Origin of the sequence: Marinibactrum halimedae (assembly GCF_021234875.1) — a bacterium.
In the GTDB taxonomy this organism is placed as follows: domain Bacteria; phylum Pseudomonadota; class Gammaproteobacteria; order Pseudomonadales; family Cellvibrionaceae; genus Marinibactrum; species Marinibactrum halimedae.
Genome location: NZ_JAJQVM010000001.1, coordinates 274,078 through 300,269, shown reverse-complemented (window position 1 = coordinate 300,269; position 26,192 = coordinate 274,078). Strand labels below are relative to the sequence as shown.

Sequence of the window (26,192 nt, the reverse complement as noted above, 5' to 3'; positions counted from 1 at the left end):
ATGTTCATAAGAAAGGGAAACGCAACAAGCCACTGACTTCCAGAGAGCAAAAATCCAACACCAAAAAGTCGAAAGTTAGAGCGCGTGTAGAACATGTATTTGGTTCTATGACCAATGAACAAGGCGGGCTCTATTTTCGAGTTATTGGCATAGAGAGAAATGCGGTGAAGATTGGCATGATGAATATCACGTATAACATGAGACGATTTGTCACGCTATGCGGCCAACGTGCGTCTGGAATATACAAATAGGGAGAAAAAATCATCAAAAGAACGAATTTTTATCCAATATTTTTGTAAATAAATGCGTAATGATAATTATTTTCGGTAAATGTTCCGGTAGAAAAAATTAGAAAATTATCGCGCTAAAAAAACGAATTTATAGAGGTTCCCTTAAGTAAAAATATCATTTTCCATTAATTTTTTCGCATTAAATTATTTAATATTGAATCGTTTTATGCTATTGAATCGTTTCATACTAGAGAGAATAGCTTCAACACTTTAAATATCAACTGATAAAAGTCCAATGTTAATATTCTACTCTACTCACTACTTCATGATTTAATTGATCTACCTGACACTTTAGCCCAGCTGGAATATCACCTTCAGGGTTGGCAACCTCTATTCGAGCACTGAAAGTACCATTATTGCCGTCAATAACCGGGTCAACGACCGCCACAGTCCCCGTTACCAAAGAACGTGCCGTGGAGCCACTGTATTGGAGCGCCAAACTTACCGCCATACCAGGCGTTAATCGTCCAAATTGATCTGCTTTCATGACTATATCAGCATGTAACGGATCTAAATCAATGACTTCGACCACGGGCTTATCGGCCACACGCTCACCCTCATTGGCATACACCCGATAGACATACCCCTCAATCGGGCTTTGAATGCGTCGTTGCGACACTAGCGCCGCTGCTTTTTTTTGTTCCAATTTGGCTAAATTCACTTGACGAAAGAGTTCATCTCGCAGCTTATCGGAAAGAATAGATTCTTCCACGGCCTGTTTATTTCGCTCGAAGTTTTTTTGAGCGTATTTTGCCTCATTTCGAGCGATGTCTAATTGAGCTTTCTCAACACTACTTTCCAGCGTCATGAGTAATTGATCTTTCTCGACTTGATCCCCTTGAGTGATATGAACCTCGTCCAGAACACCGTGAACCTGGCTGCTTAAGCGCAAGCGCTGGCTGGGTTTCAAAAGGCAGCTGACCACCGAGAGTTTTTTTCCAGTATCATCCCCTACTTTACTCACTAGAGTTACCGGCTTTTTTGAGGTAATTTTAACTTTCGCCCCATTGGCTTTAATAATTTCGCTATCTTCCTGTTCTTGCTTTTTCTCTTCTTCCTTTTTCTGTTCTTGCTCGGTGTTTTTAGCGATGTCTTTCGTTTTTGATATGGAGGGGCCGGCCTGGGTGGTCTCTTGGGATAAGCAAACAGTAGAAAGAACAGCCATCATCATTACCAAAATGACCTTTTTCAACCCTAGCTCCAAACCCCAAAACTGTTTATTAAACATTTGACACACCATCAACTGACTCACTATTTGCAGACCTTTAAAGAACAGGCAAACCCCATCTTACATACTACTCAGTGCTTCTATTCATACAATGCAACTATTCGTACAATGCAACGTTATCAAAAATACTGCCCAGTGCTGATCTGATACGCCACAACTTACCGGCAGTTTAGCAGTTGCTTACTTGGACTAAAACCATTCCTACCAATGAAACCCCTCTGCTATCTTTGTTGAATAACACATATCGAACACACCGCGATAGCAGTGAGAGAAGGAAGATTCGGACAATTTAGAATAACAATATGTGTGAAGAAAAAGAGCGCACCCAATTGGATGCGCTAACTCAGGGAGTGAGCTGTAAAGCGTGTGAAACTAGAGACGTGCTTTGCACGGTGTGTTTCTTAAAAAGAATGATCGTATTTGAAAATATCGATCACATTGGGAAATGTATATCTTCAAAAACTGGGGGAGTTACAAGGCGCGCTCAAGCTAAGCGCACCCTGCAAACATCCTTATATTTATAGGGTTTTCATAAACTTAACGATTTTTGCTTTATCGCTACTGCTCAAAGAAGGAACAGAGTTATTACCGTGAGCATCAATTGCTGCTTCCAAAGAATTAGCTCGGCCATCGTGCATAAACAACGTTGCCATGTTATTGCGCTCAAGCAGAGTGATGTTTTGACCAATTCCCCACAGTGGCGGAGTACGGAACGCTTTACCGGTGCCCACATTCCATAACTTCATGTCTGTGTAAGGGCGAATGTAAAGGTCACGAGCCCAATCTGGCGCATCGCTTCTCGTTTTCTGAGTCGGCTGATGACAGTCCGCACAGCCCGCCTCATGGAACGCCACTTCACCTTCTGCCACTTCAGGATCAGCGTAGGACGAGTATAAGCGAACGGGTACATGCAATGTCTCGTTGTAAGACACGACTTGATCAAAATTCTGCTGACCGATGTCATTCACTCGTAGACCAAGATCGTTGAACAATGCCGCTTCCGCTTGTTCACGTACCGTGGCTACATCACCTTCCCAAGTTAAACCAACCTCTGCATTCTCAATGTATTGCAGTAACCCGGTACCGTAAGTCGGTGGTGCCAAACGCGGACCATCTGGTGTCTCCACCACAAAACTGCCTCGGCCATCTCGGAAGTGACAATCACCACAAGAGCCCATACCCGCTGCTTTATGCGTCGTTCCATTCACATCCACAATGGCACGGCTGCCGGCAAAGCCTGTATCACCAGGTCTAGCACCCGAATTTTTAGGCTGACCGTGGAACAAGTCATGACCCTTAATGAATTCATCCACAATCTCACCGGTTGTCACCGTTGTTACCTGTTGAGCAAACTTCGAGTTACGCTCTTCTTTTTCAACAGGGTTACAGCCATCCGAATGAATCATTCGAACCCCTGCTGGCCCTGCCAAATTCAAGCGTGGATCGCCCGTCGATGAGGTAAAGCCCATACCTACGGTCACATTCTGCATGGTGTTGTACACCTGAGAACCAATTCCAGAACCCCCTGGGAAATTATTCTGAGAACTACCGAAGGTGGCCTCCCAAGAAATAATCTGACCATAATCGAAACGACCTGCCGCCATTGGGTTATTGGCATTGATCATGTACTGAGGCCCCTGACAGTTTCCTGCCCCCCACTCAAACGCCTCGATTCTCAGAATCGAACCATTCGCGTGTGGCTGAACCTGGAATACACCTGGGCCATCCACAAAAGTGGTGGCATAACGCTCAAGACCACTGGTGAGTGAGGTGTTGTAAGGCATGGCATCAAAATGAATGACCTCTTCAGCACGATCACGAGAGTGAGGATGACCATGACGCTGCCAGTTCGCAGAAGAATAAGTCACAGTTGGTCGATCACGTGGATCAATACGATCATTCGGATTGTTTTCATCGTACTCATAAAGTGCGGTGTATACCCAGTTACTCTCAGGATCCAAGTTCATGGTGCCGTAGGTACGATAACGCAAGAAATAGTAGAAATTACCGTAACAAGCGCCCGGAATTTCAGCTTTATAAGGGCCTGTTAAGGTTCCTGGCATATCAACTTTATGGAATTGAATCTGGTTATTTGAACACCATAACTCAAGATTTGGATCCTTCGCAGACAACGGCTGCCCATCACCTGCCCATGGAGAGAACTGCTGAATCAAACCTGCCATATTGTTCTCACCGCTCGGACGCCAAGTCAGTGTGCGACCTTCGATGTCAATGGCGTATCCAAAGTTGCTCGGAGCCAAACCATTAACGGTGGATTTCAACGCAGGCGCTGGATGTGCAACACGTGGCAATTGCGGTATCAACGCTGCATCCGCTAAACGCCAGCTGGGTCGGTTAGCACCGGCAGTCGTTGAAGCAGAAGTGTCACCTTGGAAGAAGTACAAAGGCTTCTGATTGTAGGTCACATGATAATCCGTCACGGTCACTTCATTTCCGCAATCATCTGTGACAGTGCGTGTTCTTGGAATCGTGCCAAATTCCCCAGTCACGCCACCCGCACCGATCACATCTTCGGGAGATTCCACAACCACTTTCGGCCAAGCATTTTCACAGCCGCCTTCACAATTACTGACATTCGCACTGTCATTGTCAAAGGTGTATAACGCGAAGCCCTCTTTGTCAGCAAACACGGAGCCTGCAATGAGGCGAGCCTGGCCTTGAGAACCGTTTGTAACAACCATCCCGACTGTTGGCTCAGGTGTTGGCTCGGCAATCACATCACCACCACCGCCTGTTGAACCACCTGCGGTATAACATGGCGAATCGACAACGCCCTCACCTGGCTTCACAGTGATATTGTAAATACATTGCCCACTACCAAACTGATTGCCTTGTAAACGAATTTCGAGATTGTAATCGGTATTGGCATTCACATTGGGGACCTGAGCCTGATAGCGCTGATAACTCGCTCCAGTCGACGTAGTGAAAGCAAACGGGCCACTTTCTGGAATATTCACACCGGCACTTTGTAATCCAACGATGGCAAAGCTAGGGGTATGCCCGGCGATGGCGTTGTGGTAGACCAAACCATCAGTCGTCATACCAAATTCATAGCCTTCTCCCATATCTGCAGCATAATCAATGTCATTACCTGCATCGCCTCCAGGTGCATCACATGAATCAGGTGGAGTCGGCGTCGGAGTTGGCGTCGGAGTTGGCGTCGGAGTTGGCGTCGGAGTTGGCGTCGGCGTCGGAGTTGGCGTCGGCGTCGGAGTAGGCGTCGGCGTCGGAGTTGGCGTCGGCGTCGGCGTCGGTGTTGGCGTCGGTGTCGGCGTTGGCGTCGGCGTCGGCGTCGGCGTCGGCGTCGGCGTATCATCATCACCGGTCGGCGGCTCTTCATCCGTATCCCCGGCATCATCGACACTACCGCCTGTGGTTACAGAAGTGTCGAATGTCACAGGAAGATTTCCAGATAAAAATTGCCCTGTCGCATTATCCTGAATTTTTGCTTGAATGGTGTAGGAACCACCGTCGGTCAAACCACTGACTTCACGCTCCCAATAGCCATCAACTTTCTGGCCAGGCACACAATTATCGTTATAACAAATGTAGTTCCAAGAGCCGCTATAGCCCTTGTCTTGGAAGTAAATAACGCCGGAATTAGGTCCGGTTGCACGAATACCCTCATCGGCAAGCGCGTGCATATTCCACCCATAACCAGCACAAATAATGCTGGTGAGCAGAAGCTGCTTTTTGAATTTCATCAGATCGGCCTCTGGTCGGTTGATTACATTAAATGGCAACAAGGAATGAATCCCAATGGCCATCCATTCCACTGATAGTGAAAATGGCAAAAATAGTTTTCTAATAGGTCTTCCATGAGTGGTTCAAAGAAGATATCCAGCTTTGATACATAACTTGCGAAACAGCTTGTTATATATGGACTGTGATAAACGATGGTGAAGTGAAATCGCTACGCAGAATAAAAACCTGTATCACTTATGAAAAACCAATCCCACCATCACGCAGAATACAAATCTGCATTCCAATCACAGAAAAACTTCAACTTACCCATTAAATGTAATCGTTTGCATAAATAAAGAACGCTACCCACGTCATGAATTCTGCTTGCACGTCCTAGGCAAACTTCTTTTTATCTATTCTGAGGAGCAGATTGGTGAAACTCTGTGACACACCTCATAACTACGTCAGTGATTCATAAACCGTCTTTTCAAAAAAACTTTGAATAGTTTTTTAAGGCACGGTAAAAATAGGTTACATTTCACCCAAAAAAAATAAATCATACTTTTATGACCGATAACAGAACAATATATGATTATTGACATTTAATGTCTGCACACGCAGAACAAATACCATTCATCTTCTACACTGATTAATAATAAAAGCTACTCAAACAACAACGGCTCAATAGCGTTTCTTTTCGACACTAAAGGTTTGCACATTCACATATAGGACAACTGTTTTGTAAACCCACTTTCTTGGCGAAACACCCAATGAATAATAAAAATAAATTTCACCTTTCTCATTTTTTTCAAATGGATTCTGCCAGTGGACTCCTCCTTATGGCAGCCGCCATATTTGCCATGGTGTTAGCAAACTCCCCCTTTGAAAGCTTGTATCAACAATTGCTAGATGTCCCGGTAGAAATTCGCATTGGCGCCTTACATATTCACAAACCTTTATTACTTTGGATCAACGATGGACTGATGGCCATTTTCTTTTTCCATGTGGGGCTTGAATTGAAAAGGGAGTTAATGGAAGGAGAGCTGTCACAACCGAAAAATGTAGTACTTCCTGCCATTGGCGCGATAGGGGGTATGCTCATACCAGCATTAATATACATTGCCCTGAATTACGACAACCCTAACGCGATACAAGGGTGGGCAATACCGGCCGCCACCGATATTGCCTTCGCATTGGGTGTGTTAAGTTTACTTGGATCAAGAGTTCCCACATCACTCAAAGTGTTTTTAACATCGCTGGCCATTTTTGATGATATCGGTGCCATCGTTATTATTGCCTTTTTTTATACGTCAAAAATTTCTATGCTGGCACTGATTTTTGTCGGCACCTGTTTATGCCTGCTTTTTTTTATTAATCGAAAAGGAGTAGATTCGAAAAGTATTTATATTGTCATCGGTATTATTATGTGGACCTCCATGCTTAAATCTGGCGTACACGCAACCTTATCTGCAGTATTATTGGCCGCCTTTATTCCCATGAAAACGAAAGATAACCCTACCGACTCCCCTCTAAAAGATCTTGAGCATGATTTACACACTGTTGTGGCGTTTTTCGTCTTACCTATATTTGCGTTTGCCAATGCAGGCATTAACTTTGCCGGCATTGAGGCAAACCAACTTATTCACGGCGTTCCTCTTGGTGTTGCGCTTGGGTTATTTCTGGGAAAGCAATTGGGGGTTTTTGGTTTTTGCTGGTTTGCCATCAAACTAAAATTGACAACACTCCCTAGTAATATGAATTGGGCATCGCTATACGGCACCGCAGCACTCTGTGGTATAGGGTTTACCATGAGTTTGTTTATCGGCTCACTCGCGTTTGAAGAAACGGAAATCAATTACCTTTTTGATGAACGTATTGGCATTATACTTGGCTCTATTGCCTCTGGAATTACAGGGTACGTCATCCTTAATCGCTACTTACCCATTAACAACGATACAAAAAAGTAGATTGAGCGTGAAGAGGGGCTAAAATACCCCTCACTTCAAGGAAATATTATTTTTTAAACCATAATTTTGGACTCAATAAAAGAGGTCTAGGCAAACTGATTTTAATGATTTCGTTATTATCAATATCCGGCCCACGCCCTACAGAAAATGGATAGTTATTATCATTGGCCACAAGCAGGGTAAAAGGGTCTAACACTAATAGGTTTTCAATGGTTACAAAAGGAAAGGTAAACGTTTTTTCTCCATCATTATTCACATCCAGAGGGTCATTAATGTTCAATAAGTCAACCAACTCTGTTTTCTGAATAAAACCTTCTGTATCAACATGACGGAAATCAATCAGGAAAATCTTCTTAAACTCCGCACTACTTCCTTGTCCACCATCACGCTCAATGACTAAAAATTGATGATCATTAATGGTCGTAAAATCTCCAATGGCGTTCCCATTTGTTGTAGGATAAAACCCGATAAAATCCACAAACTCACTGGTTTGGGTAGAAACCTTATAAATTCGTAGGCTGTTTTCTGGGTCTCCCTTTACTGTACCTTCGAGTAATGGGTACAGATAATCACGAGCTGGGCTAAAAGCCATACCTTCAAATCCCCTCGAACGGGGAAGAGTGGCTTCTCCAGAGAGAAAAGGATTTTGCGGAGACATTACCTGACGAGATAAATCAATCTGCCCATTGCGTATTTCTGGTGTGGCAATAGGCGCTTCCAGTAGTTCGCCTGTTTTACTAAAGTGCAAAAGGAATGGGCCAAATTCATCACCGATCCACAAGTCACCATTATTGTCGACCACCAGTGACTCAATATCAAAGTCAGAGCCAGTCAATAAACGCTCAGAACCATCTTCCAGTGTAATGGGAAAAGGAACATAGTGATTTGGGTCAGAAAAGGAAACATAGTCTTCCACAGAAATTTTTCCGGGGTCAAACCAAGAAAAATTGACTGTCGTTTCATAAAGACGCAAAAGGTAGTCTGAGCTATTTTCTTTGGCTCCGAACCCATTATCCGATAAGAAAAGAAAATGATGTGGATGCAATGAACCTCGCTGTACCGCACTAAAGCCTTGAATGGGTTGCCCAGGAAACGGACCTACACGTCCATTCGACGAAATAGGATTACCCTCCCCATCATCTCCACCAGACGCAGGCCCTTCTGCAAATGAATCAGCGGGTAAGGATACAAACCCCGATAACCAAGGCTTTCCTACAAATACTTTGGCATCCCCATCGCTCGTATTTTCAGCCGAATCGATGATCATTCGCTCTTCTCTATCAGTATCGTACAGAGAAGCCAGCGATAGGTTCGATAATGCCACTCCAGCAACCGCAACCACATTGACCATCGATAAAAACAATAGTGATTTTTTCATAACACCCTCTTAATGATCTATTTATGCCACTTCGACCATTCGTAATACAGTGGTCTCTTGGCTATTGGTATTCCGAGGGTGTTATAACGAAATTCGATTGCAATTGTACGACAATATAATAACGACTAACCTACTTTTTTATCGCCCTAAGAGAGTATTATAAAGATGCATTACACTCATAGTCAGATAAAAAAGTGGTTAGATTGTAGGCATTATCGGCTCACAATAATGGAATCGTAATAATAAGATTACGGCGGATTAAACACTGAACTAAGGTTAGGCACCTAACGTTAAATAATAAAACTTCGTTAATTGAGTAATAGACATTACGTTTTAGGCGCCGCAGACATTGACTGCAATGTATTTTGATACCAAGCCATATAAGCCGATTGTACAGTATTGAGTTGACTGGCCTGCTCTTTCATCGCCTCATTAACGTCATCGTATAAGTCCAAGCTTTTATCAATGTAATCCGCCATTGCCTCCTGAGGCTTTTCAATAGGCACGGGTGTTGACGCAATTTCTTTCCCCTCTGTTGAAAGGGTTTTAAAAAAACTCGCTTGTCCTTCAACCGTCGTTTTAATAGCCGCTTGCTGAATTTCAGCAAGCTGTGTTAGAGGTGTTTGGTATGACTCAGGTAAATAAGAATTTTTAACCACATTCCCCCAATCCACACTATTCAAAAAGTTCGTTGTATTGTCATTGATTTGAGCAAACGTTTTGAAAGGCGTGATTGCTCTGGCAACAACATTCATATTTTCAATAGTGGTTTTACCTGTTTCAACAACTCTACTTAATGCTTTTTCTAACTTAGGATCCAGCTCAAAATAAGATTGATCACCAGCAGCCATTTCATTATCTCCATTTACGGGTTTCAGAGTTCATTGAAGGTGGTAATCATGATACAAATCACCACCTCTGACTTATCAAAAACTACACCAAAAACTACACCCCCAAATTACTAACCTAAAAAACACACACTATTGTGCAGCAACATTTTGCTGTGCAAGGCGTTTTACCATTTTGGTTACCGCTTTGATTTGAGGCGCTTCTTTTGTGAAGTAATCCGGTTGAGATTCTTCAGGTAAGGAATATCCCCAAAAATCCCAACAACCTTGTGGGTTTAATGGCTTACCTTTTGAAGGGTGAACTTGAGGATATAACATGACCAAGTTATTGGTATCTGCAATTTCATTATATCCAGTACCCGCATAGTATTGATCACCAATCACGTCTGCACCTTGCAAGCAACCATGAAAAACAACATGTAAATTACACGATTGCGAATAACACTGGTCTGGAACATAAGCATAAGCGTGTTTGCTCATACTGGTATACTCGGAATCAACAAATTCAAGTTGATCAAATTTAATGATTTTACCTGTGGCTTTTTCTGATGGCGGCTTAGTATCACCATAGATGTGCCGAATAATGCGGTGTGATTGCTCAAAATCACAATCATTGATAAACGGCGCCTTAGTTAAATCACATTCCGTATCTTTTTTATTGTTGGTGATAATGGCATGCCCTGCATCAACATTAGTGTTATACAGAATAGAATCTGCATCAACGCCAAGATCTAGGAAAAACTTTTCTGTTTGATCAACCACTTTAGTGGCTACAACATGATCAGCTTTCCCCGAAAAAATATAAATTTTATCGTCCTTAATGTTATCTATGTTATCTATTTTTTTTTCTTTCGAAAGCTTTTTCGTTTTACTGACAAGCATTTGGGTATTCGGCCCAACACTGGCCGTTAATGGGTTCATACACGCTGTCGTCGCGTTTACCATATAGCTTTGGTATGCATAAGACTGCGCACATAAATAAGGTCCACCTGCAATCACCCCAGCCCCCACCATGATATCTGAATTAACCACATAAAATTGGGAGGTCATGAACGCACCGGATGAAAGACCCGATACTGAGGTATTTTCTAAGTTAACCCCTAATGCAGGCAACTTATCTGCGGCTATCGCAGTGTGAGTAGAAACTAAAAAAGGCAATACAATCACCGCAGAACGGCTTACTCTTCGTAGCAATTTTGAAAAACTATCCATAACACATCCCTCAACACGTGGTTAAAAGTTGCAATTAGAACATCAGTTGATTCAGATTTTGCGCAGGTAATGAGCTAAGCCATCCATTTCACTAAAGCCTGCTCGCTCCACCCGCTATTATAGTGACTACTTGCCAGAGTTTTGCGCTTATTGCGCCGAATATGTGTACAGAAACGACAAGTTTTGTTTGAGTAGTTGAAGTTAAGAAAGATAGGCAGGTACTAACAACACTGATTACTATCAAAGAGGCATTTGCATCATCAATATCTCCTCCAAGAATAGCTCAGAGTTCATTAGGTTAAGATCGTTTTATTCTCACCACCTTCATTACCTCAAAAGGAAGCCCTGCAACCGTTTCGGTATCAGGATAATAAGTCAAATTTACACGCGCCCCTACCAAACTCTGATACTTCTCCTTACGTTTAAACTTAAAGGGCACTTTGCAACCATCAATCATGACGCTGTGCATTACCCATTCACCATCACTTCGTTGGTTATGGCTAATGACTTTTTGGTTTTCAGAATGAATTAAGTTTTTATGACGCTCCACAAGCGTCTTGGCATCGGTTTTCATAGCAGTTCGTAAACTTTTAACAATTCGTAGGGTTTTCGTAAGTCATCAACATGTAGCGGCTTGTAAAATGATATAGCTCGGCAATTTTCCATAATGGGCAGCACAGAGAATGCACTATTTATCCCCCCTAACACACCTTTTATTCCATTATGTTTTATTTTTTATACTTTTCAGGCCATCAAGAAATCAATTCCTTTAAATGACCAGTCAGACAGATAAAGTTAATGAAAAAAGGCATATAAAATTTCTACAAAAATAGTTATGTGTCATACTGCGTCAAATTAAATATTACATAAGCGCACTCCTTTTTTATTCATAATGATCGTGATCAGGCTAGACACACACTTTGTTTGAATCCAGCTCCACGATACAACTCACAAGTGCGCCACGAAATCTGTCTTAGGGTAACGCCAACATCGCTTTCTACGCGATATTCCAACAAACAGTCATTGCTGATTCACTATCAGCTAAGGGATTCTAGTGATGCGCCCATCATTTGTGTTAAAACTCTGCCCTCTGTTATTTGGCACAGCGTTATCCGCCACGGCCGTTGAAGGGCCTCTGCTCCCTCCTTCTGATAAAAAGTTGCTATTTATCGGACAAGACCTAGACAGCATTTCCGCTTATACCTCAAATACTGGGCACATCCCGACCGGACTCACTGGTTATATCTCTATCTCCGACCTCAGTGGACTGAATACACTGGTGAACAATGATGCCGGCGATAATAACATGGCGCAATTGCATCAGGACTACCCCAACAGCGCCCTGGCCATTGGTGTCTATCTTGTTGGCGAGCTTGACGCGATTAACCAAGGCACACTAGATCAAAATCTTCAAACTCTGGCCCAAACATTAAAAGACTGGAACCGCCCTGTTTTTCTGCGTTGGGGCTATGAATTTGACGGTATTTGGAATACCTATGAACCTAATGCCTTTATTCAAGCTTGGCAACGCATGCACCAGGTTTTATCGAATATTCAGGCTAATAACGTCGCGATGGTATGGCAAGGCGCCACCTACTGCGGTGGCAGCTATCTCAGCCAAGGCATTGAAGAGTGGTATCCTGGAGACCAATATGTAGATTGGATGGGCCTGTCTTACTTTACCCCTCAAGATTGCAACAACGGTGCCCTTTCACCAATGGTGTCACTTGCGCGCTCCCGTAATAAACCCTTAATGATTGCGGAATCTGCCCCTCAGCGTTATGACACGACAGAACTGACCTACAACAGCAGCCTTCAGCGCACTACTTCCGATGTCGTCAAAACTGGGCCGCAGATATGGAACGAGTGGTTTGCAAACTACTTTGCCTTCATTGAAAGCAACAGCGATGTCATTAAGGCCGTTGCTTACATTAATGCTGATTGGGACAGCCAGCCAATGTGGGCAGCTCCCTATGAAAACGGGTATTGGGGTGATACAAGAATACAAGGCAACACGGATATACGCTCACGCTGGCTTGCAGAAGTCACTGGCGACCAATGGTTAACACCAAGTTCAGACCTATTGGACAGGCTGCACACGTCCGCTTCACCTCAAGGGCCTAATACCACCTCCCCACCCTCTTCACCGGAAACTACCCGTGTTGTTATTGAAGCTGAAAACAGTACACTGACTGGATCTGCCACAGTCTATTCAGACACAGCGGCATCAGGAAATGCTGGTGTTGCCTACATTAGTAATACGGGGGCAGGTTTTATTATTAACGATGCACCCTCAGCCACTTCTGTAGAGTTACATTACGCTTCCGCATTCAGCGGCTCCATTACCCTTAGCGTCAATGATGTAAAACATCCGATTACCTTTGAAACTACTGGGGCATGGACCGGCACCTATAACACAACCTCCATCGCACTTCCTATCAATCAAGGTGACACTGTCGCCTTGGCGTTCAATAACGGCGATACCGCAGTGAATATTGACCAGCTCACGTTCCTCTCTTCTCAGCCAGCCAGTCCAGGCCAAGGAAGCGACACCGGAGGAAACGCAGGCACAGGAAGCACGAATGGAGATGGAAGTACAACAACAGGGGGCACAGCAACAGGAGGTACAACAGGAGATAATACATCGGCCGGAAGTCATACTGATGAAGAACCTGTCGACACAGCATCTTGCACCGATTTAGGCGTATTGGCTCAAAACCAATCCTTCCAGTGGACACTAGAAGGGACTGGCAATGACCGAGTCGAAGTCACATCCAATAGTGCTAGCAACAGCCAACTTATCGAGCTGACCTATGGTACTCACAACACCACCAACGCCATTGATTCAGGAATGCGCTTACCACTTCAGTGGCAAGGCATTACAGGCAGCACCTCATTAACCCTCACCGCACAAAGCGATTCAGTCTCGATTGGGGAAGTCATCTTCAATGGCGCGCCACTCTCTTGCCCACAAGGTACCGGAAATACCCCTACCAGCCCCACCAACGACTCAGACAGTAATAGCGGAAGCAACAACGGGCAAAGTGACAATGGACAAAACGGCAATGGGCAAAGTGATAACGGAAATAACGGAAATAACGGAAATAACGGCAGCAATGATAATGGCACTATCGTTACTCCGCTTATTCCCACCAACGGAGACATTAAAAGCTACATCTCCACTACAGAAATTATTAATGATGTCGTCATCACACGAAGAGCTGAACGATACCGCGTTCGACACGAGCTCAGCCACAGTGACTTTAACAACTTCAATATCGAGTATTGGCGAGCCCGATTCGGGGCCTTTGAGATGCGCGATTACACTCGTGATAGCGCCACTAGCGAGCGACTTCAAAACTGCGGTACTACAGACCCTTGTGTTGTCGTTATTCTCAGCAGTGCCGTACCTATGTCCATGATTGATGTTTTTGGGAATACCAAAGATTGCAATCAACAAGTACCTAACTGGCGCTTCTCCAAAGTCTATGGGGATGAAACCAACTTCGAATACGGTTATGTGATGGACCTTGTTTTGGATAACGGTGATATCGTTCCGGCCTGTAGCGCTAGCGCCTCACAACGAGCCCAAGCCACTCGTTGGAGAGCCGTAATGAAGCCAGATCAAAACCTAAGCATTCCGTTTAACTACGGCACACAAATTGAGTTTGAAACCACCATTAATTTTGATCAAGCACAACTTACAGGCGATAACGTTAATTATTACGGGCAAACCTTTCGGTACATACTGGGAGAAGGGTTCACGACCAATAACCAAGACCCAGCAGCAGGGCTTACTGGTATCAATGATGCGTATTCCTCACTTGGAGGCGACACCACCATACCGCAACTGTCACCAACCGGAGGAGAACAGCAACGATTGGCGTACATGCAACACGCCTATAACATTGGTGGAAATCACATTGAATCTTGGCTGAGAGGCCGTCGCTTATTTCACACCGACTTTAACGACGGGCATCATGTAGAGCAGCTATTACCTGGCCCCCAAGCCTCAAATGGAAACTTAAATTTCCCTGAAATGGCGGGCAAAACAACTCAAGCCATTCAAAACTCATGTATTGATTGCCACTTTGCCAATGGCTCAGGGGAACGCCAAACAACCCAAGCTGTCATCCCCCCACGTATGCTTGGCATGGGATTACTAGATGCTATCCCAGATGCCACTATAAAATCTTGGGCACGCATGAATGGCGGGCGAGTCAATTACGTCAATTTTGAAGGGGTAACACGTGTTGGAAAATACGGCTGGGATGCCAATACTGCCACCGTAAAACATCAGATTGTCGATGCCTTAAAATCTGATATGGGAGTAGGAACCAGTGTGAATGGCTTTGGCCCTCAAGAAATTGATGATGAAACATTAAACGATTTAGTGGTATATGCCAGCCTCACCGCCATTCCGTCTCCTCGGGCGAACCTTACCGAGCACCCAGGACACCAGCGCTTTCAAGAATTTGGTTGCAACCAGTGCCACATTATGGAAGTGCAAACCGGTGAAAGTGAGTTTTCAGAACTGTCCGATCAGACCATTCACCCTTATACGGATCTACTCTTACACGACTTAGGGGAGGGTGAATTTCGAACTGCTCCATTATGGGGAGTAGGATTATCTTCCTATGTACGTACAGGTAATCAAGATAGTTTCCAACTCATGCACGATGGCACCTCTCACACTTTTGATGCGGCTATCCAACGCCATAGAGGCAAGGGCAACAATGCGAGAAACGCCTACCTCCAGGCATCGCCATCAGCACGTAAAGCAATTATCGACTATCTGCACGCCTTATGATTTTCTATACGCTTTCATTTTATTAAACATATCCATTGCGCGTATTCTTAAACCGGCCACTGGCCGGTTTTTCTTTCCAAGTTTGAGTTAATCATCCTCTAACACCCAATCGCCTAACATTGCCCCTAAGGTTGGCCAAAACCAACTGTGTTGCCAACAACGTGCTAACTAGCCACCATTTCCATAACCTTTCTACTATCAATAAAGATGATAAAAGCTCGAAAAATGGATTACCATATTTCAAAATTAGGTTAACGTAATCATTCAATACAATGAATCAAAAATAGAAATTCTGAAGCTAAGACGACAATAACAACATAAAAGATAAAAACTAAGGGGCGATGATGAAGCTTCACAATGAGATTAGTTACTTATCGGGTTTTGGAAATGAACATGAAACTGAGGCTCTACCAGGTGCCTTGCCGGTTGGACAATTCAATCCTCAACGCTGTGCTTACGGCTTATACGCTGAGCAATTTAGCTCGACCGCTTTTACCGCACCACGCCACTGTAACCGGCGCTCTTGGCTGTACCGAATTCGTCCTTCTGTGGCAATGAATGATTTTGAACCCTTAGGTTTACTTAACCAAAATACCGATAAAACAAGCATAAAAAACGAAAAAAATCTTGGCGCCATCAAAAGCGCCCCTCTTAATGATTCTTATTGCCCGCCAAATAACATGCGTTGGGATCCCATTCCTATTCCAACACAACCTACCGATTTTATCGATGGGCTTACTACCATTGCAGCAAACGGTAACGTCAAAACAAAAGCAGGTATTGCCATTCACATCTATACCGCCAATAAAAGTATGGAAAATAGATACTTTTATAACGCAGACGGAGAGCTTTTAATTGTTCCTGAACTGGGTGACATTTGCGCCTATACAGAATTCGGGCTGCTTTATGTTGAACCTGGTGACATTTTAGTGATACCAAGAGGTATCAAATTTAAAATTATGCTAATTAACGAACAAGCTCGTGGTTATATTTGCGAAAATTATGGACAAAGCTTTACGCTACCAGAAAGAGGGCCTGTAGGAGCGAATGGTTACGCCAATGACCGTGACTTTGAATATCCCAAAGCCTATTTTGAAGACATTGATGAGCCCTGTGAATTAATCACAAAATTTTTTGGCCAACTGTATCGTGCCAAATTAAACCATTCTCCACTGGATGTTGTAGCTTGGGTTGGTACCAGTGCGCCCTACAAATACCAGCTTAGTCGCTTTAACGTCATCAACAGTGTCAGCTTTGACCACCCAGATCCTTCTATTTTTACCGTACTCACTTCTCCAAGCTTTGCTGAAGGAACCGCTAATGTAGATTTTGTGATTTTTCCACCACGCTGGCAGGTGAGTGAACATACCTTCCGCCCACCCTGGTATCACAGAAACACAATGAGCGAATTTATGGGGCTCATTAAAGGGCAATACGAAGCAAAGCCAAACGGATTTCTTCCTGGGGGGATGAGCCTACATAACTGCATGTCTCCTCATGGGCCTGAAGCAGAAGTTTTTGAACAGGCCGTTAACGGCAAGCTAATTCCCGAGCAACATCAAGACACATTGGCCTTTATGTTTGAATCTCATTGGGTAATAGAGCCAACAGAGTTTGCTCTCCATACACCATTACGACAAACTAACTACATGGAATGCTGGGCGAACTTAAAAAAATATTTTAATGGACAACCATAATACACTATCAAGAAACTAACGGAGAAAGTAACGTAGAACGGAAAATAACGCCTACAACACACTCAATAAAAGTATCAGATAATGCCAAAATACTGACAATATCAAAGTACGAACAATATCAAAGTACGAACAATATCCAAGTACGAACAATATCAAAGTACCACAGAGATCAGAATTGCAATAACACGATGAGTCTCTTAAGTTGACACACCGGTTTTTAAAATACAAAAAGAATAACAATGAAAATAGTAGGCTATAAAAATGATCAACCTCAATGAAACTCACGATGCGATGTTGGAGTCATGGCTTGATAGTGCAAATGACCCAAACACAGACTTTCCAATTCAAAATCTACCCTTTGGTGTATTCAAACGTAAAAATACAGACGAAGCATTTCGTGTCGGTGTCGCAATAGGCGACAGCATCATTGATCTTACTGCTATTTCATGGTTAAAAGATTTAGAAGAAAATACCCAGAAAGCGTTACACTCATGTAATTCACCTAGCCTTAATGCATTAATGAAGTGCGGACCTGAAGTATGGTCATCCTTAAGATTAATGCTATCTAGAGCGCTAAGAAAAGGATCTGAACAAGAAGCCCTATTGAGACCCACATTAGTGCCTCAACAGAGTGTTAAGCTAAAAATACCTGTAGATATTGGCGACTACACCGACTTCTATTCCTCTATACATCATGCAACGAATGTCGGTCTATTATTTCGGCCTGAAAATCCATTACTGGCTAACTATTCTTGGGTACCCGTGGCTTATCATGGTCGTGCCTCGTCAATATACCTCTCTGGTACTGATATCAAGCGGCCTCAAGGGCAACTCAAAACTTCATTTGCCTCGTACCCAATTTATGCACCAACGGAAAAGCTCGACTATGAAGTGGAGCTAGGTGTTTATATTGGAAAAGAAAATAGGCCCGGTGAAACAGTTAATATTGACCAAACGCCCCAGCATATATTTGGTCTATGCGTGCTCAATGATTGGAGTGCACGAGATATACAAGCGTGGGAATATCAACCTTTAGGCCCGTTTTTGTCAAAAAGCTTCGCAACGTCTATCTCACCCTGGGTCATTACACTTGAGGCATTAGCTCCCTTTCAAATGCCGCATGAACGCCCTCAAAGCCACCCTTCCCCCCTATCCCACTTGAACAGCTCACAAAATCAAGCGCTTGGTGCTATTGATATTCAACTTGAATGCTACCTTTCCAGCAAAACCATGCAATCAGATAAACTTAATCCGCAGCGACTATCAAAAACGTCTTTCAAACACAGTTTTTGGACTATTTATCAAATGCTCACTCATCATGCCAGTAATGGCTGCCAATTACGCTCTGGAGACCTTTTTGGTACAGGCACACAATCTGGCCCAACGCCTTTAGAAGTTGGTAGTTTGTTGGAAATGACAGAAGGTGGTAAACGTACAGTTGAACTTAACTCTGGCGAAGAACGCAATTTTTTAGAGGATTATGATAAAATCACATTAACAGGATTTTGTGAACGTATTGGATTTCGCCGTATAGGACTGGGATCTGTCACTGGCAAAATAGTCCCAGCAAAACCCACTTAAATTAACAATAGATATTCATTTTGAGTACGAAGTATAAAATAAATATCTCATTGTTACATTTAGCTTTGAGAAGACCACAAGAAAATAATTACTGAGACATAAAAAAAGACCGCTAAATTAAAACAACGATAAAAATAAAATCGCCACCTCCACATGAAAAATTATTAAAAAAGCAGTATCTTAATAAAACTGACTTAAATTTGATAATGAGGCAACCATAAGTGGTCAGAAAAAACACGAAACTAACGATTATAGAATGTGGTTTGAGAATATTAGAGGAACACGGCGATCACAGTTTAACCATGAGAAAAGTTGCCACCTCTGCAGGCATCAGCCTCGGTAACTTACAATATCATTTTAAGAATCGAGAAGCATTACTCAAAGGTATGGTTGATCATTATCTTACCCATTGCTCAGCCTTCATCAAAATGCATCTTGGAAATTTGCCACGCAGAGAAAAGATCAAAAAAATCCATATTTCTAGATTTTTACTGAATATTATCAGTGACGAAGAACTTATAGCGTCATGCAAAACTTTTAGAGAAATATGGGCAATATCATCACGTAGTGAATCAATAAAAGATTATTTAGAAGAGTATTATTACTCAACTGCAAGACTATTGGAGAATATATTCGAGAATATTGTAGAAAATAAAAGACAACTTAATCAGATAAACAGCTTACTGATTCCATTTCTTGAGGGCTATACATTAACGTCAGATATATTACCACTGTCAAACAAACAAATTGCAGATATGCTAGCAGCAGCAATATGGAACATCTTAAAGCTAGATTAAAATTAATAAACTAGATAATTTTTAATGTCCCTTACCTAGAACGCTCTTCCCGAATTCTATTCGGGCTATTATTGAGAGCGCTTTCACACATGCTCTTATCGAGTGCATTTCACTTTATCAAGCACGCTTAAAAATTCAGCTCTAAAAACGGAATCAACAGTTTCAAGCAGAGGAGTAAGAATCAACAATATTTTTTCAAATAAATGATTATGCATATTATTAATGAAAAGGTAACGAAAAATACAAATAGTGTGATTCTTTTCAATAATCAAAACTCGAACTGATTAATATTCAACCAATTCGATTTTACAGTATCAACACATCATACCCAAATACCCCTTAAAACGTCTCTCACTTAAAAGGCGCATTCACTGAGTTGAAGTAGTTACCTATCGCACTATTTGAGAGCAATTATATTATTTTGGAAAAAATAGAAGCAATTACCGTTAAATTTAAAAGCCATTTAAAAAGGAGGTGATTTTGTTTTTCAAAAAAGCGGTAAAACCTACATCAACGTTAGTAATTTACATCATGATTAATCTGCCTCATCAAAACAAAACAAAAACGAGTTAAAAATCATATATAAATCAATAACATAGAGATCCAATTAATTTTCATACGAAAATATCAACTCGAACTTAGCATGATAATCACAAAGGATTTACAAATATGACCATACAGTCAACTCATAAAATCTCTTTTTTATAACAAAATTTCCATTTTATTAAAGACTAGGCACAGAATTCGCTTATGGATTTCAAAAAATTAACTAACCCGACAACTAAATCGGTATTCCATTATGAAATCAACTAGAAAGAATCAGCACTTAGGGATAAAAAAACTCTCAAACACAATTACTTTGCACCTAAATCACTTTATAAAGAATCCGCTATTAAGAAAATCTCACATCATCTCAGCATTAATAATGATGATGGCTTCAATCAACGCAGCAGCATTAACAAATGGGGATTTTGAATCTTGGAATAATAACCAGCCTACTGGCTGGACAACAATTGATAGCGGAATTACGATTTCTCGCTCCACTACAACAAGGTATTCTGGCAGCGCCTCCGCCTTAATCAACGTAACCACACGAAGTCAAGGTAACACCGATTTTCGCCAAGCGATCTCAGTGACCGCCGGACAAACTTACGATGTAGGAGTATGGGTGTACCACACTGACGGCGGTGTTCAAACTCGGTTATACGTAGATGGCTTTTATACCTACTCTGATGCAAATCTAACCAATCAATGGCAATACGTTTCTTATCAATACTCCGCTTCTCGAAATGGAAGTATCGAAGTGGGCCTGCGCTTCTATGATGTGAGTGGGTTTGATGGAAATGAAACCGTATTTATTGATGACTACCAAGTAAATGGCAGCACTAATGGTGGAGGAAATACGGGTGGAGGAAATACGGGTGGAGGAAACACAGGGGGAGGAAATACAGGTGGCTCAAATGGAGGAAATAACTCTGATTCATCCAATTACTATTCAAGTGCGAATGGGCTAAGCGGTTTCGCTTTAAAAACCGAATTGTTCAACATTACTAAACCACCTAAAGAATGGGGTGGCTCGCAATATGGAAAAATATGGACCTTTATTCGAGATCATGAATTAGATACATACTATGAACGTGACCAATCCGTATTGGATATGTATTCAGAAAACCCTCTCAATCCTGATCCGTATAACTTTACAGCCGGTACGCACCAATGCAGTCAAGACTTGAAGTACAGTGGGGAAGGAGATTGTTATAACCGCGAACATTCTATGCCCAAGGCATGGTTCGGTAAAGGCGAGCCTATGCACTCTGATGTGCATCATGTTTTTCCTACTGATGGCTCGGTTAACAACAAGCGTAACAATCACCCTTTCGGAGAGGTCGGCTCTAGAGAGTACACTTCCAACAATGGCTCCTTATTAGGTACCGGTAGAAGTGGACTTGGGTATAGCGGTACGGTATTTGAACCTATTGACGAATTCAAAGGCGATTTTGCAAGAGCCCATTTTTACATGGCAACTCGATATGAGGATAAAGCCTCTTCCTGGAAGAGTGATAGCAATGCCGTATTTAACGGGACGGGCAGCCAAGTGTTCCAATCTTGGTACGTCAATATGCTAAAACGCTGGCACCAGCAGGACCCTGTCAGCCAGAAAGAAATTGACCGAAATAATGCTGCATACGAATTCCAAGGTAATCGTAACCCATTTGTTGATCACCCTGAATTTGTTGAAAGAATTTGGTAACTCTCTTATTAGTGGCTCATATTGATTGCTGAACCACACCGAACCGATCTGATGGAAAGGTAAGTAGTCACATCGGTTCGTTTTTATTACTCCGCCCTTAACGCTCTCTGTTCATTCATTTAAATTTTTCTTTTCCTTATGAATGAGATTTATCTTATAAATTTCATTCATACCTATCTTTTTTCTTAATAACTCAATGCATTACCTTCATTATTAATGTCTGCCTCCTACATTTAGAAATAACCAATAAAAATTTTAGTTAAAACTATACTTGTAATCGTTTACATTCTATTCATAATAAACACACAGCGAGAAAACAGTGCGACAGCAGAGATCATCCTCTGCTCAATAAAAATGATAATTAAGTTAGCCTTGTCAATTCGTTGCTTTCCGCCTGATCTAAAAAACGGAAAATAATTATAAAAAAGTTTTTCCATCTTGTTCATTGCCCCACTTTGGGCACCTTAACGATATTCGATCAAATTATATTTTGATTTCTTCATACGCTGATTAAGTTCAAACCGATGAACCCAAAGGCATCATGAAGCGCGGTAAATACACACAACCCAAAATACTGGAATGGCCCATTGGCAATATGGAATCGATACTTTTTTGGGAATGTCTTACAGAGGTCTTGTCAGCACTCCACATTCTAAGTCAGTGGGACACCGTTTCGGTGATTGCTAACGTTGCAAAGGATTTTAATTGCTGATTTATCGTATGAATGTTTTTTTATTGATACAAACAGCCGCATTCCTATCTTTTGCACTCAGCTTTCTACATTTGAAAGCTGTTTCTATTATAGAGAGGCCTCTCGATGACAACTCTACGAAAACAATTGATGCTGGCTGCCGTCTGTACGGCAATGAGTATCAACGGAAATGTTCATGCAGATGAAGGGATACGAGCAACCGGCCCTGACTCTGGTGTGATTTATTTTCAAGATAACAATTACTCTGGGCTTTGGAATTTTATTTGTCTTAACAGTGAGGGTAACTGTCAAAGTGGCGAAAAGGTAAATGGATACTGGGAACGTCCAGTGAACGGATTAACCGATGGCTCCACTTATAATATTTCAGCCAAAATTCAAGATAATTCCCAAGGGCAAATACTAACAGGTTTTATTCCCGTTACGTTCGATTCATCGGTAACCAGCGGTGGCAGTGTTGGAGGGGATACCGGAGGAGGAGAAATTTGTACGGGTGCGGACATCCCCAGCGCGAATATTTCTGTTACCCACGAAACCGACGTTGATTTCAACGATGGTAGTCTTTCGTTTTCCTTCAGCCCAACGACTGGTCGCTCCAGCATTCAATTCAGCATAGATGGTGGTAACAATTACGACTACAGTGCTGACTTATCTGACGGTAGCTTAGATATCATTAACCTAGCACCGGGTGACTATGGCGTGAGTGCTCGCTGGGGCAACGGTGAGTGCCCTACTGTACTGGACACCATCACTATTATTGAAGCCACCCCCACAGGAGAGACATGCACGGGTTCGGACATTCCCGCCGCAACACTATCGAAAATCGATGAAAGTTCTGCCGGTGCCAATGACGGCAGTATCATCTTTTCATTCAATGATGATGCCAGTAGTGGCGGAACTCGCTCAACAATCGAATTCAGCGTAGATGGTGGTACCAGTTACCCATACCGAGTTCCAGACAATTCCGGGTCTACCACCGTTTCAAATTTGGCACCCGGTATCTATAACACATGGGCACGCTGGGGGAATAATGAATGCCCGACCTCTTTGGGAAGTATTGCCATTGTCGGTGGTGATGATGACGGAGGCAGTTGTGGCGAACCGGATGTGGACTACCCCGCTGATTTCGGCGAAGGTTATGCTTTTGGTATGACAACCAGCGGCTTGGTTTACCATAGCGCTATGCCCAATCACGGGCCCGGTTTTGCTATCTTGGGGCTCATCAGCAGCGGCGCCAACCTTCCTGAAACAGGCCCTTTCACCTACACCACCAGCACAGACGACGACGTACTTCGGTATGAAACCCAAGTACCGGGTGTCAACGCCAATACCACTTATACCCTTGAGATTCGATTACAGGGCGATCAATTTGGCGGTGGGCAATGTATCCATTCCATCAACGTGAAACCCGGCGAAGGTGTTTCTACCTCACCTTGCTTTGTCAGTAATGGTGGCGGGCAACTCCCCCCTTCCGCACCTAAAGCAGCCGTGGGCACATTGATCGAAAACGGTGGCCAATCGGCTCGACTTATCGGTGGTGCGGGTTCTGTCTCACCTAATTTCGCGCTCTATACCTTTGCCAATGACACCAATGGCAGTAGTAATTGCGAAGGAAGTTGTGCCGAACAATGGCCACCATTAACCATTGCAGATGCAGAAGATTTGGTGGGTGCAGGTGGTGTGACCGGAGGTTTTGACACCATTACACGCACTGAAGAAGTGACCGATGATTGTGGAAACACAACCGTGAAGACGGTTTATCAAGTCACTTACAATGGTAAGCCTCTTTACTTCTTTAGCAATGATACTGGCCCATCCAGTACCAATGGTGCCAATATCCCGAATTGGGATTTGGCCAGTGCGGAGTTGATTCCTCAATTACCACTGGTGGATTATCCTGCTCCGGCATTAAAAACCGCCGTGAATGGAATCATACCGAGAAGTTATGGTATGGCCATTGATATTGAAGATCGCACAGTAACCTGGAGAGCCGGTACAGGATTAACCTATCAGTTCTCGTTCGTTTCCGACACCAATGTGCGTTCTCCCAAAGATCCGAGCTTGGAGTTTTGGTGTTCCAATAATCAAATTCAATTCCATAAATCGGATATGCCCGGAACCCTCGAAGGCCCGTATTCAACGGAAATTCCTGGTGCCTGTTACGGCAAATTCTATTATTTCTTACGCTACCGCATTCGTGGCACTGTCAATGCTGAGCCGGAAGATAATTGGGTGTACACCGCGTTATTTGAATACGATGAAACCCAGCCCAATGATCGTATTAACCCGGAAGATCGCCCCACCATCACCCACACCAGTGCAAACTGGCAGCGCCATGGTCATCCTCACTCACGGGATCGTCCCGAAGAATTCATCACCTTTGATGCGATGCCTTATAACACCTCATTGCTCAGTGGTTTAGAGCGTTACACCTCCACTTACATTGATGGCCCAGGCACCGCCTTCCGCTTGCAGCCCAACGCATCCGTCGCACCTATGCGTATTGAGGCCTTTGAGTGGGGAGCCGGCAATTGCCAAGGCCCTCAATACATTATCAATGGTGGTAACCCCATTCCGGCAGAAGGGTTCGATTACGGACAAATTGTCAGCTGGGAAGCCACTTTCCCCACTTCCAATAACAGTAAATTTGGCGGCACCTCCATCAGCTCACAAATCTACAACACCATGCAAAACGTGACGGTCGGAATGGGATTCAGCACCGCCACCGGCGACCCTCGCCTAAACTCCGCAGGCCGAGGTGGTGTGCGTATGGTACATGCCAATGGATGCAACCCTGTCGAGCAAGATGAGCGCAACGCCAAATTTGCCCAACAACTCACCACCGTGGAAAGCGATGTCATGGTGAATGATTTTATCCTTGGTCATAACCTTTTCCATGGCATGGCAGACGTCAGTCAGGCAAAACCCGGCGGCACAGGCCTTGCGGGAAGCGTGGAGATTCGTGATGTAAACGGTGTACTGGTAAAAAGTGCAGGAGTTGCTTCTTGTGGCGATTGTCACGTCCGAGATGGCCGCTCTGAATTCGTCTTTAACACCCCCAAAGGGCCTCGTATTGCACCACCGACCTATGGCGTTGGCTTATTGCAATGGATTGAAGGAGCTGAAGTAGGGTTAACTTGGGATGGCTCTGTTGCTACCGTTGAAGAACAATCGGAAATTGCACTCAGCGTCGACTTAGGGTTAACACCGGCACAGATTGGTGCAGATAACTTCGACAAAATTGTTGAATACACTCGGACATTGCACGTTCCCGTCAGGCCCTATGACTCCTATACAGACCCGGAAGTCGAGGAAGGAGAGGTCGCCTTCTACAATCGCGGCTGTGCCGATTGCCATACACCAACCGCAAAAACCCGTAGCGACGCACCGGTGGAACTGCGTGATATTTATATTCGCCCTTACACCGATATGAAGTTATGGGACGTGGGTACCGGTGGTAAATTCCGCACAGCTCCTCTTTGGGGAATTGGACAAAATATAGAGATGTTGGAGCGGATGGGAATGAATCAACTTTACTTGCACGACGGTCGTGCCACTACATTAGAATCTGCCATCAGTGCGCATTCTAATGCTGGCAGCGATATGAATAGCATTGTGAAGTTCTTACGCTCATTGTAACTGATTAATGTAAGCGTACGTTTTTTACCATTTTATTTAAACTGTTACCTCAATACTCTCATGGATGTGAGTATTGAGGT

Annotated in this window: 14 protein-coding genes; 8 read left to right on the top strand and 6 right to left on the bottom strand. The window is 43.3% G+C overall.

Features of this window, described 5'->3' with window-relative positions:
* Positions 1 to 251: transposase (locus LU351_RS01280; protein WP_232592179.1), on the top strand; the 251-nt coding region annotated here is incomplete at its 5' end.
* A gap of 277 nt (positions 252 to 528) precedes the next feature.
* On the opposite strand, the gene LU351_RS01275 is transcribed toward LU351_RS01280, so the two are convergent.
* A complete protein-coding gene (locus tag LU351_RS01275; protein ID WP_232592178.1) occupies positions 529 to 1,518 on the bottom strand; it encodes an efflux RND transporter periplasmic adaptor subunit in 990 nt (329 codons plus the stop codon).
* Between the two features lie 518 nt (positions 1,519 to 2,036).
* Positions 2,037 to 5,243: a di-heme oxidoredictase family protein gene (locus tag LU351_RS01270; protein ID WP_232592177.1), complete on the bottom strand. Its 3,207-nt coding sequence runs from the start codon at positions 5,241 to 5,243 to the stop codon at positions 2,037 to 2,039.
* 750 nt (positions 5,244 to 5,993) lie between these two features.
* On the opposite strand from LU351_RS01270, the gene nhaA reads away from it, so the two are divergent.
* The gene (nhaA, locus tag LU351_RS01265; RefSeq protein WP_232592176.1) at positions 5,994 to 7,190 is read left to right on the top strand and encodes a Na+/H+ antiporter NhaA; all 1,197 of its coding nucleotides are present in this window, start codon (positions 5,994 to 5,996) and stop codon (positions 7,188 to 7,190) included.
* A gap of 46 nt (positions 7,191 to 7,236) precedes the next feature.
* On the opposite strand, the gene LU351_RS01260 is transcribed toward nhaA, so the two are convergent.
* The 4 genes from LU351_RS01260 to LU351_RS01245 form a co-directional block, all read right to left on the bottom strand.
* Complete coding sequence (locus tag LU351_RS01260) at positions 7,237 to 8,568, bottom strand: esterase-like activity of phytase family protein (RefSeq protein WP_232592175.1); 1,332 nt, start codon at positions 8,566 to 8,568, stop codon at positions 7,237 to 7,239.
* Between the two features lie 326 nt (positions 8,569 to 8,894).
* The gene (locus LU351_RS01255) at positions 8,895 to 9,419 is read right to left on the bottom strand and encodes a hypothetical protein (RefSeq protein WP_232592174.1); all 525 of its coding nucleotides are present in this window, start codon (positions 9,417 to 9,419) and stop codon (positions 8,895 to 8,897) included.
* Positions 9,420 to 9,548: 129 nt separating this feature from the next.
* Positions 9,549 to 10,628, bottom strand: a complete 1,080-nt coding sequence (locus LU351_RS01250) for an extracellular catalytic domain type 2 short-chain-length polyhydroxyalkanoate depolymerase (RefSeq protein WP_232592173.1) — start codon at positions 10,626 to 10,628, stop codon at positions 9,549 to 9,551.
* A 298-nt stretch (positions 10,629 to 10,926) separates the two neighbouring features.
* On the bottom strand, positions 10,927 to 11,202 hold the full coding sequence (locus LU351_RS01245; RefSeq protein WP_232592172.1) for a hypothetical protein: 276 nt from the start codon (positions 11,200 to 11,202) through the stop codon (positions 10,927 to 10,929).
* A 483-nt stretch (positions 11,203 to 11,685) separates the two neighbouring features.
* Between LU351_RS01245 and LU351_RS01240 the strand changes: the two genes are divergently transcribed.
* From LU351_RS01240 to LU351_RS01215, 6 genes are all read left to right on the top strand, one after another.
* Positions 11,686 to 15,438 carry a di-heme oxidoredictase family protein gene (locus LU351_RS01240; protein WP_232592171.1) on the top strand — a complete coding sequence of 1,251 codons (3,753 nt, stop codon included), beginning with the start codon at positions 11,686 to 11,688 and terminating at the stop codon, positions 15,436 to 15,438.
* A 344-nt stretch (positions 15,439 to 15,782) separates the two neighbouring features.
* Positions 15,783 to 17,135 (top strand): homogentisate 1,2-dioxygenase, encoded by a 1,353-nt coding sequence (gene hmgA, locus LU351_RS01235; protein WP_232592170.1) that lies wholly within the window; start codon positions 15,783 to 15,785, stop codon positions 17,133 to 17,135.
* A gap of 261 nt (positions 17,136 to 17,396) precedes the next feature.
* Positions 17,397 to 18,716, top strand: a complete 1,320-nt coding sequence (gene fahA / locus LU351_RS01230) for a fumarylacetoacetase (protein ID WP_232592169.1) — start codon at positions 17,397 to 17,399, stop codon at positions 18,714 to 18,716.
* A gap of 221 nt (positions 18,717 to 18,937) precedes the next feature.
* Positions 18,938 to 19,513 (top strand): TetR/AcrR family transcriptional regulator, encoded by a 576-nt coding sequence (locus LU351_RS01225; protein ID WP_232592168.1) that lies wholly within the window; start codon positions 18,938 to 18,940, stop codon positions 19,511 to 19,513.
* A 925-nt stretch (positions 19,514 to 20,438) separates the two neighbouring features.
* Positions 20,439 to 21,764 (top strand): endonuclease, encoded by a 1,326-nt coding sequence (locus LU351_RS01220; RefSeq protein ID WP_232592167.1) that lies wholly within the window; start codon positions 20,439 to 20,441, stop codon positions 21,762 to 21,764.
* Positions 21,765 to 22,581: 817 nt separating this feature from the next.
* Complete coding sequence (locus tag LU351_RS01215; protein WP_232592166.1) at positions 22,582 to 26,112, top strand: di-heme oxidoredictase family protein; 3,531 nt, start codon at positions 22,582 to 22,584, stop codon at positions 26,110 to 26,112.
* Positions 26,113 to 26,192 lie beyond the last annotated feature (80 nt).

Bases quoted from the DNA above. Each gene is read 5' to 3' on its own strand.
- LU351_RS01275 (WP_232592178.1), bottom strand. From the start codon at position 1,518: ATGTTTAATAAACAGTTTTGGGGTTTGGAGCTAGGGTTGAAAAAGGTC.
- LU351_RS01270 (WP_232592177.1), bottom strand. From the start codon at position 5,243: ATGAAATTCAAAAAGCAGCTTCTGCTCACCAGCATTATTTGTGCTGGT.
- nhaA (WP_232592176.1), top strand. From the start codon at position 5,994: ATGAATAATAAAAATAAATTTCACCTTTCTCATTTTTTTCAAATGGAT.
- LU351_RS01260 (WP_232592175.1), bottom strand. From the start codon at position 8,568: ATGAAAAAATCACTATTGTTTTTATCGATGGTCAATGTGGTTGCGGTT.
- LU351_RS01255 (WP_232592174.1), bottom strand. From the start codon at position 9,419: ATGGCTGCTGGTGATCAATCTTATTTTGAGCTGGATCCTAAGTTAGAA.
- LU351_RS01250 (WP_232592173.1), bottom strand. From the start codon at position 10,628: ATGGATAGTTTTTCAAAATTGCTACGAAGAGTAAGCCGTTCTGCGGTG.
- LU351_RS01245 (WP_232592172.1), bottom strand. From the start codon at position 11,202: ATGAAAACCGATGCCAAGACGCTTGTGGAGCGTCATAAAAACTTAATT.
- LU351_RS01240 (WP_232592171.1), top strand. From the start codon at position 11,686: ATGCGCCCATCATTTGTGTTAAAACTCTGCCCTCTGTTATTTGGCACA.
- hmgA (WP_232592170.1), top strand. From the start codon at position 15,783: ATGAAGCTTCACAATGAGATTAGTTACTTATCGGGTTTTGGAAATGAA.
- fahA (WP_232592169.1), top strand. From the start codon at position 17,397: ATGATCAACCTCAATGAAACTCACGATGCGATGTTGGAGTCATGGCTT.
- LU351_RS01220 (WP_232592167.1), top strand. From the start codon at position 20,439: ATGATGATGGCTTCAATCAACGCAGCAGCATTAACAAATGGGGATTTT.
- LU351_RS01215 (WP_232592166.1), top strand. From the start codon at position 22,582: ATGACAACTCTACGAAAACAATTGATGCTGGCTGCCGTCTGTACGGCA.